20 protein-coding genes are annotated in these 17771 nt (G+C 40.4%); 12 read left to right on the top strand and 8 right to left on the bottom strand.

Annotated features, from left to right (window positions below; translation table 11 throughout):
- Positions 1-621 carry an L-threonylcarbamoyladenylate synthase gene (locus ABZP26_RS09270; protein WP_013465078.1) on the bottom strand — a complete coding sequence of 207 codons (621 nt, stop codon included), beginning with the start codon at positions 619-621 and terminating at the stop codon, positions 1-3.
- A complete protein-coding gene (locus ABZP26_RS09275; RefSeq protein WP_368484856.1) occupies positions 618-1472 on the bottom strand; it encodes a PHP domain-containing protein in 855 nt (284 codons plus the stop codon). Before ABZP26_RS09275 ends, ABZP26_RS09270 begins: the two co-directional genes overlap by 4 nt.
- Before the next feature lie 443 nt (positions 1473-1915).
- Between ABZP26_RS09275 and ABZP26_RS09280 the strand changes: the two genes are divergently transcribed.
- From ABZP26_RS09280 to trpA, 6 genes are read left to right on the top strand one after another with little or no spacing between them, the layout of a single operon-like run.
- Entirely contained in the window at positions 1916-3484 is a 1569-nt protein-coding gene (locus ABZP26_RS09280) for an anthranilate synthase component 1 (RefSeq protein WP_013465080.1), read from the top strand.
- A gap of 1 nt (position 3485) precedes the next feature.
- On the top strand, positions 3486-4088 hold the full coding sequence (locus tag ABZP26_RS09285) for an aminodeoxychorismate/anthranilate synthase component II (protein ID WP_028835140.1): 603 nt from the start codon (positions 3486-3488) through the stop codon (positions 4086-4088).
- A 10-nt stretch (positions 4089-4098) separates the two neighbouring features.
- The gene (gene trpD, locus ABZP26_RS09290; RefSeq protein ID WP_028835139.1) at positions 4099-5136 is read left to right on the top strand and encodes an anthranilate phosphoribosyltransferase; all 1038 of its coding nucleotides are present in this window, start codon (positions 4099-4101) and stop codon (positions 5134-5136) included.
- Entirely contained in the window at positions 5129-6493 is a 1365-nt protein-coding gene (gene trpCF / locus ABZP26_RS09295) for a bifunctional indole-3-glycerol-phosphate synthase TrpC/phosphoribosylanthranilate isomerase TrpF (RefSeq protein WP_368484857.1), read from the top strand. Before trpD ends, trpCF begins: the two co-directional genes overlap by 8 nt.
- Positions 6494-6500: 7 nt before the next feature.
- Positions 6501-7685, top strand: a complete 1185-nt coding sequence (trpB, locus tag ABZP26_RS09300) for a tryptophan synthase subunit beta (protein WP_010390233.1) — start codon at positions 6501-6503, stop codon at positions 7683-7685.
- Positions 7682-8503, top strand: a complete 822-nt coding sequence (trpA, locus tag ABZP26_RS09305; protein WP_368484858.1) for a tryptophan synthase subunit alpha — start codon at positions 7682-7684, stop codon at positions 8501-8503. The genes trpB and trpA overlap by 4 nt, the downstream gene beginning before the upstream one ends.
- Before the next feature lie 73 nt (positions 8504-8576).
- Here trpA and ABZP26_RS09310 read toward each other — a convergent pair whose 3' ends face one another.
- Positions 8577-9155 (bottom strand): type 1 glutamine amidotransferase domain-containing protein, encoded by a 579-nt coding sequence (locus tag ABZP26_RS09310; protein ID WP_028835136.1) that lies wholly within the window; start codon positions 9153-9155, stop codon positions 8577-8579.
- A gap of 222 nt (positions 9156-9377) precedes the next feature.
- Positions 9378-9647 carry an HU family DNA-binding protein gene (locus ABZP26_RS09315; protein WP_058154739.1) on the bottom strand — a complete coding sequence of 90 codons (270 nt, stop codon included), beginning with the start codon at positions 9645-9647 and terminating at the stop codon, positions 9378-9380.
- A 231-nt stretch (positions 9648-9878) separates the two neighbouring features.
- Between ABZP26_RS09315 and ABZP26_RS09320 the strand changes: the two genes are divergently transcribed.
- Entirely contained in the window at positions 9879-10520 is a 642-nt protein-coding gene (locus ABZP26_RS09320) for a CPBP family intramembrane glutamic endopeptidase (protein ID WP_024603097.1), read from the top strand.
- 53 nt (positions 10521-10573) lie between these two features.
- Here ABZP26_RS09320 and ABZP26_RS09325 read toward each other — a convergent pair whose 3' ends face one another.
- Positions 10574-11998: a sodium-dependent transporter gene (locus ABZP26_RS09325; RefSeq protein WP_013465088.1), complete on the bottom strand. Its 1425-nt coding sequence runs from the start codon at positions 11996-11998 to the stop codon at positions 10574-10576.
- 188 nt (positions 11999-12186) lie between these two features.
- On the opposite strand from ABZP26_RS09325, the gene ABZP26_RS09330 reads away from it, so the two are divergent.
- From ABZP26_RS09330 to ABZP26_RS09350, 5 genes are all read left to right on the top strand, one after another.
- Positions 12187-12489, top strand: coding sequence for a YciI family protein (locus tag ABZP26_RS09330; protein WP_016900387.1), 303 nt, complete (start codon positions 12187-12189; stop codon positions 12487-12489).
- Between the two features lie 163 nt (positions 12490-12652).
- A complete protein-coding gene (locus ABZP26_RS09335) occupies positions 12653-12913 on the top strand; it encodes a PepSY domain-containing protein (protein WP_016900388.1) in 261 nt (86 codons plus the stop codon).
- Between the two features lie 3 nt (positions 12914-12916).
- Positions 12917-13591, top strand: a complete 675-nt coding sequence (locus ABZP26_RS09340) for a response regulator transcription factor (protein ID WP_008109187.1) — start codon at positions 12917-12919, stop codon at positions 13589-13591.
- Positions 13585-14922 carry an ATP-binding protein gene (locus ABZP26_RS09345; protein WP_028835133.1) on the top strand — a complete coding sequence of 446 codons (1338 nt, stop codon included), beginning with the start codon at positions 13585-13587 and terminating at the stop codon, positions 14920-14922. The genes ABZP26_RS09340 and ABZP26_RS09345 overlap by 7 nt, the downstream gene beginning before the upstream one ends.
- Complete coding sequence (locus ABZP26_RS09350; protein WP_033103343.1) at positions 14909-15322, top strand: hypothetical protein; 414 nt, start codon at positions 14909-14911, stop codon at positions 15320-15322. Before ABZP26_RS09345 ends, ABZP26_RS09350 begins: the two co-directional genes overlap by 14 nt.
- Before the next feature lie 119 nt (positions 15323-15441).
- Here the strand turns inward: ABZP26_RS09350 and ABZP26_RS09355 are convergent, their stop codons facing one another.
- From ABZP26_RS09355 to ABZP26_RS09365, 3 genes are all read right to left on the bottom strand, one after another.
- Positions 15442-15792, bottom strand: coding sequence for a VOC family protein (locus ABZP26_RS09355; RefSeq protein WP_013465093.1), 351 nt, complete (start codon positions 15790-15792; stop codon positions 15442-15444).
- A 268-nt stretch (positions 15793-16060) separates the two neighbouring features.
- Positions 16061-16849, bottom strand: coding sequence for a hypothetical protein (locus ABZP26_RS09360; protein ID WP_290191048.1), 789 nt, complete (start codon positions 16847-16849; stop codon positions 16061-16063).
- A gap of 139 nt (positions 16850-16988) precedes the next feature.
- On the bottom strand, positions 16989-17648 hold the full coding sequence (locus ABZP26_RS09365; protein ID WP_290191049.1) for a hypothetical protein: 660 nt from the start codon (positions 17646-17648) through the stop codon (positions 16989-16991).
- Between the last annotated feature and the right edge of the window lie 123 nt (positions 17649-17771).

A 17771-nucleotide genomic window follows, 5' to 3' on the forward strand; every position in this document is an offset into this window, starting at 1 on the left:
TTATTCAAATGGCGTTGTATCACCGCAACCAACACGAAGAATTTGAATATCATCTTCTGATAAATCAATCACTGTGGTCGCCTGCTCAGGTAAATACCCACCATGAATAATTAAATCCACATGTTTATCAAGGCGCTCTAAAATGTCATCGGGATCAGCTTGAGTAAACTCTTCGCCCGGTAAAATAAGTGAGCACGACATTAAGGGCTCACCCAGCTCAGCTAATAAAGCACACGCTATTGGGTGCTCTATAACACGTATGCCTATGGTTTTTTTCTTGTCGTTTAATAACCGCTTAGGCACTTCTTTTGTACCTTTAAAAATAAACGTGTAAGGCCCTGGGGTATTATTTTTAATAAGCCTAAACATTTGGTTATCAACACGCGCATAAGTAGACAGCTCAGATAAATCACGGCATACCAAAGTAAAATTGTGATGTTTTTCAATACCACGAATACGTTCAATGCGCTCTTTAGCTTGCTTATTACCTAAATTACAGCCTATCGCGTATCCTGAATCTGTAGGATACACAACTACGCCGCCTTGTTTAATAATATCAACAGCTTGAGAAATTAATCTAGGCTGTGGATTATCTGGATGTATATGAAATAATTGACTCATAATGCAACTCCTTCGTGCTTTTCCCATGTTTGCCAAACCCCTTGGCAATCTTTAGGTAAGTATAAATTTTTTCCAAGTTCTAAATAGCTAGTCGGAAAATGAAAATCAGAGCCTTGTGAGCAAAGTAGCTCGTATTCTTGGCTCAATAGCCCTAAAAACTGACGTTCACTTGGCGCCTGCTGCGGCTGAGCAACTTCCATTGCATCTCCGCCTACTGATTTAAATTCCACTAACAATTTACGTAGCCATTTGTTCGACATTTTATAGCTACTTGGGTGCGCTAAAACGGCCACCCCACCTGCGGCATGAATCGCCGCAATAGCTGTTTGCATATCACACCAATTACTTGGCACGTAACCGGTTTTACCTCGCCCTAAATACTTTTTAAATACCCCAGGAAAGTTTTTAGCTACACCACGCTCAATCAATGCTCTGGCAAAGTGAGCGCGAGTAATTTGTGCATTTTCGGCCAGCTCGCGAGCTTGTTGGTAAATACCATCGAATCCGTTTTTATTTAGTCGATGGCCAATCTCTATCGCGCGGGTTTCGCGTTTTTGCTGCTGCTCGCTCAGTAACGTATGCAAGGTACTATCGTTGGTATCAATATTTAGTCCAACAATATGAATTTCAAAACTTTCCCACTTGGTTGATATTTCAACCCCGTTAATAAGTTTAAGCGGCAAGTTTTCACGTTTGATAAAAGCCTGTGCAGGTTCAATAGCAGCCACCGTATCGTGATCGGTAATAGCAAATACATCAATATTTTTATCGACTGCTCGCGCTAATAATTCCTCAACGGTTAAGTGGCCGTCTGAGTGCGTGGTGTGACTATGTAGGTCGTATTTTATCAAATGAAAACTACTTAAATTTAGGGTTTAACGGTGTTTCACCCAGTATAACAAGTTTTTAACTAAATTGTTTTAAATAAACACTTGACACAAAAGCAGTTGATACGTTTTACTGTAGCCACTTTTAGACATTAAAGAATTAACAACAATGAAAAATACAATTCACAACATCATTTGGTGGTGGCACTCTTAAAATCAAGGGTGATGAATTGTCGTGTCTAAACAAAAAATTCTAACCCGCTACCATGCGGGTTTTTTTATCACTAAATTTTGCAATACAAGATTAACAGGAATTAAAAACATGAATAACGTAAACACTCTTACACATCATTGGTGGTGGCGCCTGGCATAGCGGGACGGTAATGGTCTATCTATAATTTAGACATCGTTATTCAAACCCCGCACTGCTTAGCATTGCGGGGTTTTATTTTTTTAGGGGATGAGGTTTGATTTTTAGTCATATAACAACAACACCAGGTGAAGTGACCAGCATAACGCAAGTACGAGACTACATAAGTAGTCCACTTGCATTGTATGCAGCACTTGATAAACCTAACTCACTATTACTTGAATCTGCAGAGATAGATTCTAAAGATAGCGTAAAAAGCTTAATACTCGTTGATTGTGCACTGCGTATTGTCTGCCAAGGCAATCAAGTGAGCGTAACAGCACAATCAAATAATGGTCAGCAGTTACTCAGTTATTTACAAGCTAATGTAAAAAACTGCGCATCACAGTTATCCGATACCACATTAACACTGGAGTATCACCCAGTAGATGACACCATTGACCAAGCCAGTAAGCTGATTGCAGATAACGCTTTTAGTGCATTACGCAGCTGTTTAAATAGCATTAAAAGTACCACCAACAATCCATTCTCGGTGTTTTTAGGCGGCGTATTTGCCTACGACATGGTGGCTAATTTTGAACAACTCACCGATGTACCCGACGGGGAAAACACCTGTCCAGACTATGTTTTTTATTTAGCAGAAACACTGGTTGTTATTGATCATCAAAAACAAACAACGGAATTAATTGGTAACGTATTTAATGGCCCTGATGTACATGCAAACTGCTTTGAAGTAGGCAAACAATTAGAGCGTTTGAATACATTATGCGACCATGCTGCTGACTTTAACGCACCAAGCCAAACTGGCGACTGCCCAGTGAGTGTTGATATTAGTGATGAGCAATACTGCCAGCAAGTAATTAAGCTCAAGCAACACATAGTCGATGGCGATATTTTTCAAGTGGTGCCTTCTCGTACCTTCTCACTACCCTGCCCTGACTCTTTACATGCCTACAGCCAGCTAAAAAAACAAAACCCTAGTCCGTACATGTTTTATATGCGCGATGAAGATTTCTCATTATTTGGCGCATCTCCTGAGTCCGCGCTTAAATACGAAGTTCAATCTCAACAGGTCGAGGTTTATCCGATTGCCGGCACACGCCCTCGCGGCAAATTTGCTAATGGACAAATCAACCCTGATTTAGATAGCCGTATTGAGCTTGAGCTTAGAAACGATCAAAAAGAACGTGCAGAGCATTTAATGCTGGTTGATTTAGCGCGTAATGATGTGGCCCGCATTAGCGTGCCGGGTACGCGCCATGCCAAAGAGCTATTAAAAGTAGACCGTTACTCACAAGTAATGCACTTAGTGTCGCGCGTGGTGGGGAAATTAAAACCCGAACTAGATGCCCTACATGCTTATCAAGCCTGTATGAACATGGGCACATTAGTGGGCGCGCCAAAGGTAAGAGCTGCAGAGCTTGTGCGCCAAACCGAAGGAAAACGCCGCGGCAGTTATGGCGGCGCAGTTGGCTATTTAACTGGTGATGGTGCAATGGATAGCTGTATTGTTATTCGTGCAGCCTTTGTTAAAAATAATATTGCTTATGTGCAAGCTGGCGCTGGGGTTGTGTTTGATTCAGACCCAATGTCAGAGGCTAACGAAACCCGCGCTAAAGCACAGGCGGTGATCACCGCGATTAAATCGACATATGAGGCTGTATAAAATGAGTGAAGCACACCCTATTAAAATTTACTTTTTAGATAACTTTGACTCATTTAGCTATAACCTTGTTGATGAACTAACAATGCTAGGTGCTGAGTTAGTTGTTTACAGAAATAACATTAGCGCTGAAGTAATATTCAACAAAATGCAGGCAGAGCATAAGCAGGTATTACTGGTTTTATCGCCAGGCCCAGGGGCACCCAGTGATGCGGGTTGCCTAATGGAGTTGATTAGCTTGTGCAAAGGTAAATTCCCGATGCTGGGCATTTGTTTAGGCCAACAAGCACTAACACAAAGTTATGGCGGAGTAATCGGTCATGCTGGTGAAACCGTACATGGTAAGTCATCAATTATTGAGTTAGACGATCACCCGGTATTTAACGGGATGGGCAGCACTATGCCAGTGGCGCGTTATCACTCATTAATGGCCAAAAAAGTGCCTGATAACTTAGCGGTTATTGCAAAGTATCAAGATATTCCAATGGCTATTTATCATCATCAAGACACTGCGCTGGGTTATCAATTCCACCCAGAATCTATTTTAACGCCCAATGGCGCTATGCTGCTACAGCAAAGCGTTGCCTATTTAACGCGTGCCAAATAAAGGGAACATTATGACTACACAATTACAAAACTCGCTTAATGTTCAACAGGCTATTGAGCACGTTATTGCCAAGCAATCATTGAGCTATGCACAAGCAAAAACACTTTTTGATCAAATAATGCAAGGGAATATGAGCGATATTGAGCTCTCTGCACTGTTAATTAGCCTTAAAATGAAAGGTGAAATAAGCGATGAAATCGCCGGTGCCGCGGCCTCAATGCGTGAAAACGCCGTGGCATTTATAACCAATAAAACTCAACTTGCCGATAGCTGTGGTACCGGTGGCGATGGTTCGAACACTATTAATATCAGTACAACCGCGGCAATTGTGGCAGCCGCTGCCGGTGTTAATATGGTAAAACATGGCAATCGCAGTGTATCGAGTAACTCAGGGTCTGCTGATTTACTCAAAGCCTTGGGGATCAATATTGATATGACTCCCACACAAGCGGCTAAATGCCTTGAACATACAAATTTTACCTTTTTATTTGCACCGCACTATCACAGCGGCGTGCGCCATGCGATGAACGTACGAACCACTTTAAAAACCCGTACTATTTTTAATATTCTTGGGCCGCTAGCTAATCCCGCTGCTCCAGATGTTCAATTACTGGGGGTATACGATGAATCTTTGTGCCTACCTATGGCGCAAACTCTTCATACTCTGGGCACTAAACGCGCTATGATAGTTCACGGCTCTGGCACCGACGAAATTGCCTTGCATGGCCCAACACAGGTTGTTGAGCTGGATAACGGCAAAATCACCCAATACACACTCAACCCTAGTGATTTTGACCTTGCAAACTATTCACTTGAACAATTAGCCGGTGAAGGCCCACAATACAATGCAAACGCCAGCCTTGCCATTTTACAGGGCAAAGGTAGCGAGGCACATAACGCCGCTATTATTGTTAACGTTGCTGCATTGCTGTACTTAACTGGCCAAGCACAATCGTTAAAACAAGGTGCACAAATAACACACTCATTATTACGTTCAGGCAAGGCCATGGACACACTAAATGCAATTATTGAGGTAAGTCATGGCTAATGTATTAGACAAAATTATTGCCGATAAAAAAATAGAACTCATTGAACGCAAAGCGGCACGCCCACTTGAGAGCTTTAAGCATCAAGCTGAACCGACTGAGCGTAGCTTTTATCAAGCGTTAGCAGCACCTGGCACGCAGTTTATTTTAGAGTGCAAAAAAGCATCGCCTTCTAAAGGGTTAATTCGTCAGCCGTTTGATTTAACAGAAATCACCCAAGCGTATAAGCAGTATGCCACTTGTATGAGTGTATTAACTGACGAAAAGTACTTTCAGGGTAGCTTTGATTACCTTGAGTTTGTGCGCAGCCAAGTAGAGCAGCCACTTATTTGTAAAGACTTTTTTATTGATGAATACCAAGTCTATATGGCACGTATTTATGGTGGTGACGCTATTTTACTGATGCTATCAGTGCTTAACGATGAGCAGTATAAAGCGCTTCATGCCGTCGCCGATTCGTTAAATATGTCGGTACTAACTGAGGTGAGTAACGAAGAAGAAGTGCATCGTGCACTGGCACTCAATGCACAAATAATTGGGATTAATAATCGTGACTTGCGCGATTTAAGCACCGACTTAGCCACAACCGAGCGACTACGTAAGCTTATTCCTAACGATAAAGTGGTTATTTCAGAGTCAGGTATTTATACCCATCAAGATGTAAAGCGTTTAGCGCCTTTATGTAATGGATTCTTAATTGGCAGCTCATTAATGGCTGAGGCTGATTTATTACAAGCGTGTCGCCGCGTAATCCTAGGCGAAAACAAGGTTTGTGGATTAACCCGTAATCAAGATGCCATTGCGGCTTACGACAACGGTGCCCTTTATGGCGGATTAATTTTTTATCCAAAATCACCGCGCTTTGTCGATTTAGATTGCGCCAAAGAAATCAGCCAAAGTGCCCCTTTAAAATTTGTTGGGGTGTTTGTTAATGCCGCCATAGCAGAGGTTACTGAGCACGCTAAACAACTAAAACTGTCTGCTGTTCAATTACATGGACAAGAAGATGCACATTACATTGCATCGTTACGTAATGAACTACCACGTCATTGTGAAATATGGAAAGCACAGGCCATCAAAGATGCTTTGCCTCAACCGATTATAGGAGCCGATCGCCATTTATACGACACTCACAGTGATTCACAGGCTGGCGGCACAGGCAAAACATTTGATTGGTCGGTACTTCGCGATGCAACGACCCCATTTATGCTTGCTGGCGGCTTAAACCCAGACAATATTAGCGATGCACTTTTTCAAGGTGCTCTTGGGCTTGATTTAAATTCAGGTGTTGAAGAGTCTCCAGGTAAAAAGTGTGCAAACAAACTACATCATGCTTTTACAAGTATCAGAAATTATTGAGGTTAAAATGCAAAATCCAGCTTATTTTGGCGAGTTTGGCGGTATGTTTGTACCCGAACTGCTTGTCCCTGCGCTTAAGCAGTTAGAAAACGAATTTAATAAAGCACAAAAAGATCCTGAATTTCAGGCAGAACTAAGTAAATTACTTAACGAGTATGCAGGTCGTCCTACCCCGCTTACTTTAACGCGTAACTTAGTTAAAAACCCAAAAGTAAAACTGTACTTAAAGCGTGAAGATTTACTCCACGGTGGTGCGCACAAAACAAACCAAGTTTTAGGCCAAGCTCTGCTTACCAAACGTATGGGTAAAAAAGAAGTCATAGCTGAAACAGGCGCCGGCCAGCACGGCGTTGCAACGGCACTTGCCTGTGCGTTACTTGGACTAAAATGCCGCATTTATATGGGTGCAAAAGATGTTGAACGCCAACAACCAAATGTATTTAGAATGAAACTCATGGGCGCTGAAGTTATTCCGGTAACTGCAGGCTCGGGTACATTAAAAGATGCGGTTAACGAGGCACTGCGTGATTGGTCTGCCAATTATCAAGAGGCTCATTACCTTTTAGGTACTGCAGCGGGTCCTCACCCATTCCCGACTATTGTACGTGAATATCAAAAAATTATTGGTGAAGAAGCAAAACAACAAGTACTTAAAGCCGAAGGCCGTTTGCCTGATGCGGTTATTGCGTGTGTAGGCGGTGGGTCTAACGCAATTGGTATGTTTACCGATTTTATTGATGAGCCAAGCGTTAAACTCATTGGCGTTGAACCTGCAGGTAAAGGGTTAGACACGCACGAACATGGCGCGACTATCTGTAAAGGAACAAAAGGTATTTTGCACGGTACTTACACTTATATTATGCAAAATACAGATGGCCAAATTGAAGAGTCTTACTCTGTATCGGCGGGACTAGATTACCCCGCAGTTGGCCCTCAACATGCCTTTTTGCACGAAACTGGCCGTGCTCAATATGTCGGTATTACCGACACCAAAGCACTTGATGCCTTTCAAGCATTAGCTAAACACGAAGGGATTATTCCTGCGCTTGAATCAAGTCATGCGCTAGCCTATGCCCTCGAATATGCAGAAGAGCAAACGCAAGACAGTATCATTGTTATTAATTTAAGTGGTCGTGGAGACAAAGACTTAGCCCACGTACACAAGGTATTATCAGAGGAAGGTCAACTATGAGCCACGTAAAAACTGACCGTTATGGACAAATGTTTGCCGCGCTTAAAGAGCAAAACCAGGGTGCTTTTGTACCGTTTGTAACCATTGGCGATCCAGGTAAAGCGCAAAGCATCGAAATTATTAAAAGCTTAATTGATGGCGGTGCTGACGGGCTTGAATTAGGTATTCCTTTTTCCGACCCGATTGCCGATGGCCCTGTCATTCAAAAAGCCAATATTCGTGCCTTAAACGTGCATATTAATACGCAAGACTGCTTTGATATTATTAAAGAGATCCGTGAATATAACGCCGACATTCCAATTGGTTTGTTATTATATTCAAACTTAATATTTAAACGTGGCTTAGAAAAGTTTTACACCGATGCAAAAGCAGTGGGTGTTGACTCTATTTTAGTGGCTGATGTGCCATTACATGAGTCTAAAATGTTTAGAAAAGCCGCCATGGCCAATGGTATCGACCCGATTTTTATCGCTACACCGAACGCCAGTGACGATACCCTGCGTGAATGTGCATCATACGGCCGTGGCTACACCTACTTGCTTTCTCGTTCTGGGGTAACAGGTACAGACACAAAAGCACAAATGCCAGCAACCCATGTGGTTACGCGCTTACAAGAGTACCACAGTGCACCTGCATTATTAGGCTTTGGTATTTCGACGCCTGAAGATGTAAAAGCGGCACTTAAAGCCGGTGCTGCGGGGGCTATTTCGGGCTCTGCTGTGGTAAAAATTATTGAAGCAAACTTAGATGATTTAGATGCGATGACCTCGCAGCTAAAAACATTTGTAAGCGATATGAAAGCCGCTACTGCGCTTTAATAGCGAGCTGTGTTTTATCATTATCAATAAAAAAGGGCATGTAATATGCCCTTTTCTATTTAAAAGCCCAGAGCTAGTGCGCTTGGTGCTTACCTTCGAGTATTTCTTCAATAAATTTTGCATTAAATGCATCTAAATCTGCAGGGCTGCGGCTAGTGACTAAGCCGTTATCAACACACACTTCTTGATCTACCCAGTGAGCTCCGGCGTTAATTAAATCGCTTTTAATACTAGGGAAGGAAGTCACCTTTTTATCTCTGAGCTTATTAATTTCAGCTAATAACCACGGCGCGTGGCAAATAGCGGCCACGGGTTTGTTTTTCTTAGCTCCAAAAAAGCCATCAACAAACGCTTTGGCATCTGTATTTTGACGTAAGCTATCGGGATTAAACAAACCACCCGGCAATAAAAGTGCATCGTAGTCAGCGGCATTGGCATCGGCAGCTAATTTATCAACGGTTACTTTTTCACCCCAATTATCTTTATTCCAACCTGTGATCTGCCCTTCTTTAATAGACACCACCTCTATATCGGCGCCCGCCTCTATTAATGCGCTTTGCGGCGAAAGTAGCTCACTTTGTTCAAATCCATCGGTGGCTAAAATGGCAATTTTTTTACCTTGTAAACGGGTGCTGCTATGTAAATTACTCATTAAATACTCCTTATCTTATTTTTTGATACACAGAGAGGTTTGCATATCACATACCAAAAATAACATACTGATAATATTGGCGTTTTATATAAAGAGATGAGAGTGCTATGTAAATTATTTACAGTGGTTGCAGATACTACACAGCCACTTAGTAATAATAAAAATAGCCTGCAAGGTACATGCTTTGTTTGAATAACAAAACTCCCTTACAGGCATTGACAATTAAAGGCTGTCTTTTAACGCTTTGGCTGGCTTAAATACGGCTTTATTAGCCCCTTCTATTTCTATTGCTTCGCCTGTTTGTGGATTACGACCCGTACGGGCTGGGTAATAACTTAATGCAAAAGTGCCAAAACCAGATATTTGTACCTGATCGCCTTCAGACAATGATTTGGTAATCACCTTTTGTAAGCTGGTTAACGCTAATTGCGCCTCTTTTTTTGTTAACTCGCTCGTGTGTGCCATGGCTGTAACAAGTTCTGCCTTATTCATTTTTTGCTCCTAAATACACGCGCTGGCTTTAGCCAACTAGCGTGGCAATACAATGATGTAAAAATAAAAGCAGGCAGGCTAAGGGTTGCAAGGGGGTAAGTCAACCTTAACCGAGGGCTAAGGGCCTTAGTGAAAGTCATTGGGTTTAAATATAATCAGCTTGGCTGTTTTATAGTCATAAAGATGACTTAATCGCTTGCTAAGGTGAAATAAAAATCACCGTGAGCAAACGTGAACGCTAATCAATACCGCTGGTTTGAATTTACCTTTATTTTTATCATCCTGCCTTTAATTGGCTTTAATATTCGCCAGTATTTATCTAACTGGCTTATTCCAGCACTGATCATTTTAATGAGTGTGTGCTGTATGCTGCTGCTAAACGACATTCACTTTAAGCGCTTTAGATTAACCAGTATGGGGCAGTTTTCTGCTGTGAAGCGCCGTATGTTTAGCTTTTTCTTTATTGGCGCATTATTTTCAGGGGTGTTTTATAACCTACTCTACCAAGGACACTGGTTTACTTTACCGCGTGAAAACCTCACCGATTGGCTGATGCTATTGCTGCTCTACCCTTTATTGTCGGTGATCCCGCAAGAGTTAATATTTAGAACGTATTTTTTTCATCGCTATAAGCGCATTATGCCCAGTAAATGGTTGCGCATTATTATTAGCGCCAGTGTATTTGCATTGGCACATATTATTTACGCCAATTGGATAGCTGTTAGTTTAGCGTTTGTCGGTGGCTTGCTGTTTGCCTATACCTACGCACAAAGTCGCTCAACTTTTGCCTGTGTTATTGAGCACAGCTTATGGGGCATTTGGATGTTTACATTGGGGATTGGTGACTACTTAGATTCGGGTGCACTGAATTAACTAACCGCAACAAAAAGCCGCGATAAGCGCGGCTTTATTAAATTAAGTTTTAATTAAAAACCAAAAATACTGATATTAAAAAACTTGGTCGCAACGGTGTTTACAAAAATAAGCAGTAAAATCGCTGGGATAAATGTTTGTAATGAAAAGTTAACGTACTTTTCCATAAAGCTATTCGCATAATTAGGCGAACCTTGTCTTAGCTCTTCACTTAAACGAACTTTCTTCCATTTATACATTACAAACAAACATACCATTAAACCATTGAGTGGTAAAATAGTGTCGTAGAATACGTCATATACAATATCAAAAAAGCTCTTGTTACCACTGCCGTAGCTAGTAAAGGTAGTTAGGCTGTCAATCATACCAAACGACATAATACACATAATGGTTAACACACCGGTTGATAAGGTAAGTATGCCTAGCGCTTTTTTACGGCTAATGCCTTTACGGTCACTTAGTGTGGCAGTCGGCACTTCTACAATTGATACCAACGATGTAATTGCAGCAAAAAATACCAGCAAAAAGAAAATAAACGCCACGGCTGATGCGCCAAAGTAGCCAATATCGTGTTGTAACGCTAATAAGATTTTTGGTAAGTACACAAAAATCATTGAAACTGACGAGTCAGATAACTTTGTCGGATCGGTATTTGGGTCAAAGCTAAAAATAGCCGGTAACACCATCAAGCCTGCAACAAAGGCAACTAATGAGTCGGTAATGGCAACCATTTTCGCACTGCCCACAATGTCATCTTTTTTAGAAATGTAAGAGGCATACGTAATTAAAATACCCATACCTAACGACAATGAGAAAAACGCTTGGCTCAATGCGCCATTAAGAACACTGGCATTCATTTTACTAAAATCAGGAATAATATAGTACTTCACACCCGCCATTGCGTTATCAAGGGTGAGTACGTAACCCACTAATATGATAAGCATGACAAATAACGCCGGCATCAAAAATTTAGCCGCTTTTTCTATGCCATCTTTTACGCCACCGACCAATATTAAGTTAACAATCACCACAACCAGTGCCATGTAGCCAAACACCGTGTAGCTGTTAATAAACTCATCAAAGTGCCCAGGGTTTGCCAACTTATCCAAATTACCAAATGCGGTTTGGCTTAAGTAACCAAAAATCCACACCGTGATCACCATGTAAAAAACGGCAATCATAAATGGCGTTAACACGGCTAAAAAGCCAGCAAACTTCCATTTTTTGTCGTTATTAGCTAACGCCTTGTATGCACCAAGAGGATCTTTTTGTGCGTGGCGACCCATAGCCATTTCGGCCATCATGACGGGTAAACAAATGAATGCGACGAACAAAGCATAGACGAGCAAAAATGCACCACCGCCATTCTTAGTCGCAGAAACTGGAAAGCCTACTAAGTTACCAATGCCCACAGCAGAACCCGCCGCTGCTAATATAAATCCTAAGCGGGAGCTAAAGTGCTCTCTATTTTCACTCATGTAATAACCTTGTTATTATTTATCTTATCCAAGGGACTCTACCAGTGTTACACAACGCTTTTCAAGCAATTACCGCGTAAAAAAACATTCTTGCTGTAAACATCGCCATAAACACTTTTAATTCACCATTTATCAACGCTATGCTAGTATGCAGTTAATTAAATTTAACAAGTTTTGAGAGTATTTTTATGTTGTATATGATTTATTCAACGGACGTCCAGAACAGCTTAGAGCACAGAAAAGCCGCTCGCCCTGCTCATTTAGCACGTTTACAAACGCTAGAAAACGAAGGCCGACTATTAACAGCCGGACCCCTTCCAGCGGTTGATAGTGAAGACCCTCAAGATGCGGGCTTTACTGGCTCTTTAGTGATTGCTGAATTTAACTCTTTAGAAGATGCCAGAGAATGGGCCGCAGATGATCCTTATGTTGCGGGTGGCGTATATGAAAACTCAATCGTTAAACCATTCAAAAAAGTGTTCCCTGCTTAACATTAATGTGAGTTCCCCTGTTTAACTGCAACCAGTAATTCAGGGTTTGTTCACTCATTTTTAATTAGACTTTGTCTTATAAAAATTTAAATACCCAATAGAGTAATTAAATTTTAGTGGCTTAGTTTTTTAGGCTAAGCAGGTATGTTCTAGGAGTTTCGTAATGCGTGTATTATTAACACTCAATTTAATTGCTGTTTTTTGTTTGGCTAATGTTGCCCATGCAAATAATACTAACAGCACACCCGATAAAATTGAGATAAGCAAAAAGAAAGCAGTAATACTTGCAAAACAAACCACAGACGGTACAACATTAAAAATTTCAGAAGAAACACAATTTTATACAGTACGAATTTTAAAAGCTGACGGCCACGTCGTCGATTTGAAGATAAACAAAAAAACTGGCGAAGTGAAAAAGGATTAACCAATGCGAATTTTAGTAATAGAAGATGATTTACATTTGGCAGATAATCTGCGCAATGCATTAGAAAAAGAGCGTTACAGTGTTGATTTATGTCACGATGGCGAAGCAGGCCTTTTTCATATAACAGAATACCCTTTAGACATGGCAGTGGTTGATTTAGGCCTGCCTAAAATAGATGGCATAGAGCTTATAAACAAAGCTCGCGCCCAAGGGATCACTATCCCTATTTTAATTTTAACGGCGCGCGATCGCTGGCAAGACAAAGTTGAAGGCCTCGATGCGGGCGCTGACGACTACCTAACTAAGCCATTTCATGTTGAAGAACTCATTGCTCGCTGTAATGCGCTTATTCGTCGAAGTGCAGGTAAAGCAAACCCAGAAATGACAGCCGGCCCTATTAAAATTCATACGCGTTCACAACAAGTGTGGGTAAACGACAAAGAGCTAAGCTTAACCGCATACGAATATAAAGTACTTGAATACTTAATGGTTAACCCGCAAAAAGTAATTTCAAAGTCTGAGTTAACAGAACATATTTATGACCAAGATTTCGATCTTGATTCAAACGTCATTGAAGTGTTTGTATTGCGTTTACGTAAAAAGCTCGACCCTGACGGTGTGCTTAACCCAGTAGAAACACTACGTGGGCGTGGTTACAGGCTTAAAAGCCAGTGGTAGCACCGCAAATTTCGTTAAAAATAAGGCAAGGATTTATCCTTGTCTTTGTTTTATTAGTTGCCTTACCTATTTTGTTTTACTCCATAGGTAAGGCGTATTACGCGTCACTTGTTGATGCCACCGAAAAAAACCTCGAAGCGCACCTGTATTCACTCATCTCCGAGGTTGATTTTACCGAGCGCGGTATTATCATGCCCAGCTCTATCTTAACGCCCGAACTCAATAACCTAAACTCAGACACCTACGCCATGATATACCGTGACGATGTGCCTATTTGGCATTCTGAGTCAGCGGTTAACGTTAATTTTGTACCTCAGTATATAGAACCCAAAGCCGGTGCTGCAGACTTTAGACGCGTGGTTTATAACAACACCGCCTATTGGCAGTTAAGCTTAACGGTCATTCTTAATAATATTGACCAATCAGAGCAAGCACGATTTATTTTATTAAAACGCAACGACGCCCTACTGCGTTTAATGGACGGGTTTAAACAAACCTTAGTCGATTGGATGTTTATAATGGGGATTGCTATAGCAGGGTTAATGGCTATTGGTTTTATTTGGAGTGCAAGGCCGCTGCAGCGCCTAGATAAAGAAATAAAAGCTATTGAATCAGGCGATATTCAAGAAATTAAAGGCTTATACCCCGTTGAACTACAAACAATAAAAGCCGACCTCAACCTATTATTAGAGTCGCAGCAACGCCAAAAAGAGCGCTACCGCGCCTCACTCAGCGATTTAGCACATGCACTTAAAACGCCGTTAGCTGTATTAAAATCAAGCCCACTAGCCAATGATGCCGATGCACAAGAACAACTCGACAGAATTAATGTGATGATCGAGCACCAATTAAAACGTGCTGCTACTGGGGCTTCCGATACATGGAAAAAGCAAACCCCCATCAAACCGGTTATCGACTCTATTTTAAGTGCGATGGGTAAAGTTTATCGCGATAAAGACATCATATTTAATTGCAAAGTGAGTGATAAAGATTACTTTTTAGGCGATAAAACCGATTTAATGGAGTTATTAGGTAACTTAATAGATAATGCCTGCAAAGCCTGTCGCTCCCAAGTAAGTATTGACGTTTCACAAGCTAAAACACTTAGCATTAGTATTTGTGATGACGGCCCGGGTATTCAACCAGACAAACGCGAGTCATTGCTTCAACGCGGTACTCGCCTTGATACTTACGAAAGTGGCCATGGTGTTGGCATGGCGATTGTATCTGACTTGGTGAAGTCGTATCACGGGTTGTTAACTATTTCTCAGTCGCAACGTTTGGGCGGCGCAAAATTTATTCTCGAGTTTAATTACCATGAAAAAAAATAACTATATCCTTTTTTTTACTCTAGCTCTGTTATTTGCTTGGGCTGTTCCAAGCGTTGCAGCGCCGCTTGAATGCACACTTGAAAAAAACGCCCTACCCGAACAAATCAAAGCATATACACAATGTTTAGATGCCAAACTAAATAGAGTACAGCAAGAACAAGATAGCTGGATCCAAAAGCGTACCTTTGAACTATCTGCATTAGAAAGCGAAACCGGCAACACCCAAATTTTGTCATTATTTAAGCTAAGCATTAACGCTAAAGACAACTACATTCAAAGAAGCTGCCAATGGCGCTACATGCTAAAACAACCTAATGCACAACAAGCTGTAGTAACTTATAAAGAGTGTGAAATAGCCATGACCGAGCAATTTATTCAGCAGCTTAAAACGGCTCTTTAATTAGCTCATAGGTAAGCGATGTGTGCTGTGGCTTGGTAATTAAGTGAATAGTTTATTGGTGTTTTGGGAAGTGCAGCCTTAAAGACTGCATTTTTGTAGTTATATAGTTTGAAATGTGATTACTCTGACCATACCGCAAATTCATTTCCATTAGGGTCGCTAAAGTGAAATCGTCTACCACCGGGAAATGAAAATGTAGGCTTAATTATTTTGCCTCCAGCTTTTTCAATTTTATTTTGAGTCGCTTCAAGGTCATTACTGTATAACACAATTAACGGGCTTCCGTTTTTAGTAGAAACAACTAAATCAGATTTAAAGAAACCACCATCAACCCCTTGCGCGGTAAAACTACAATATTCTGGGCCATAATCTACAAATGACCAGCCAAACACCGTACTGAAGAAAGCCTTTGTAGCTGCAATATTTTGTGCAGGAATTTCAATATAGTTAATTTTATTATTTTGAGTCATTGTAGTTTTTACCCTTATTATCACTTATCTTATTTGTGGCTTGTGCTAGCAATAAATAAAGATAGCAGTAATGCTCGACTGTACTTAAACCAGAACAAATCTCAGTGTTATTAGGTATCATATTTTTGATAGGGTTTTAAATATATTTTGGGTAAATGCAGTCCTAAGACTTCATTTTATTTTTTCATTCCAGCTATATTATTATAATAATCGCGTCATTATTTAAATTACGACAACAAAACAGAGATTCATATCAAATTTGAAATATTTACCACTGCCCATTGTGGCAGCCTTTTTGATTACAATACACAAAGTTGCCTGTTGTTTTTTCATCAACTAATGTCCAATTTGCTGTAATTTTAACGTCGTTTTTGACATATGTTACCTCTGCAGAGCAATTTGGGTACTCAGTAAATGTTGTACTTGATATATCGGTGCCGCCTAGGCTTCGCCCTTGATAATATTCAGTTCCATCATCACTTCTAGACCAAGATACCTCGGCTTTAGAACCATCCTCGTTAAACAATGTCATATTACCATTCCAGTAATTTGGAAGTTCAGATGAGAGAAGCAGCTTTATTCTTTTAGCACCAGTTTCAGCATTGGTTACGTATTGTGTCATTGTATATTGGGTATCACTTTTCCATTCAGTTTCCATACTAATAAGCCGCCCTCCATGAATATTCCTTTCATAATTACACTTATTATTAATTGCATATTCCTCATTGCACAACGCTAATTGTAAAACAGGAAAAACCGTTTGCATTGAAGCAGCAATAATGCCCATGGACGCAAACGAATATGACATAATTTCTTTAACAGGAACGCTCTTCATCTTTTGTCTAAACCCTTCATCATAAGCAGTAAATGAATTCAGACCGACAAAAATGTCTACTCTTTCTTCTCCTCTTTGTAGTCGGCTTTTTTTATCTTTTTCACTCTCAACACTAACACAAGATTTGCTAATATTCTGATTCTGTAGTGATGTTGCATAGCTATTAAATGTAACTAAGATCAGGCTAAAGCCTAGCGCTGTTTTAAACTGTTTCATTGTCATTTAATTAATTCCTTTTAAATATTTAATTCACAGGCAAGGGCAAGCTATAATAATGTACAAAAAATTATAGGTTAAAATGGAACGAAAACAGTCAACTATATTTTTGCTTTTTTAACAGCTTGATATACGCTTTTACGCACTACTCAACCTGTGCTTTTTCCCACCATGGTTTGGAAAAATCGACTTTATCCTCTGGAATAACCATTGGGTGTTTTCTCAAATAATACGCCCAGAAAGCTTTTTCATATTTTGGGTTATAAATTTTAAAATTCCCTTGGGCTTGATACTCTTCTAAAAGTTTACGGTAGGCTCCTACAGGTTCATGAGGGTTTCCCTGTTGGAAAATAACTGTGCCTCCATACGTTTCATAAAGATACTTACTAATTTTGTAAGTTTTAACGACGTCTCTATTTGCCTTAAATGAAGCTTCTTTCATCTCAGAAGTTAATGTCTCAGCTGATGGCTTTGAGCTTAAACGATGCATGGCTTCAGTAAAACTTCCTACTTCTTCGGCTGTTGGTTCTAAATTATGTTCATCAGATAACTTTTGGATAATTCGTTTCCAAATTATTGACGTTAATTTATTTGCTCGCATTTTATCAAGCACATCATCTTCTGATAAATCAGGATAAGATCGCTTATATCCTTTTAAAAACCTCAAATCTATTTCTAGATCAGTCCCGTGTATTGTATCCCCTAATATCTGGGCTACTTTTGCTGAGCTATCCTCTTGAGCAAACGCATTCAAAGAAAGCGTTAATAAAAAAGAACACACAATAACCATAAACTTATTTTTCATAATCTACTTCTATGTTTGGTAATACATGATTAAGCTAAAAAGTGCTTTTCATTTTTATCCGCTTAAAGCTTTTGTTAGCCATCAATTGAAAAGTACTAATGTTAATAGGGAGGTAATCGAATA

Origin of the sequence: Pseudoalteromonas sp. SD03 (assembly GCF_040937955.1) — a bacterium.
GTDB lineage: Bacteria > Pseudomonadota > Gammaproteobacteria > Enterobacterales > Alteromonadaceae > Pseudoalteromonas > Pseudoalteromonas tetraodonis.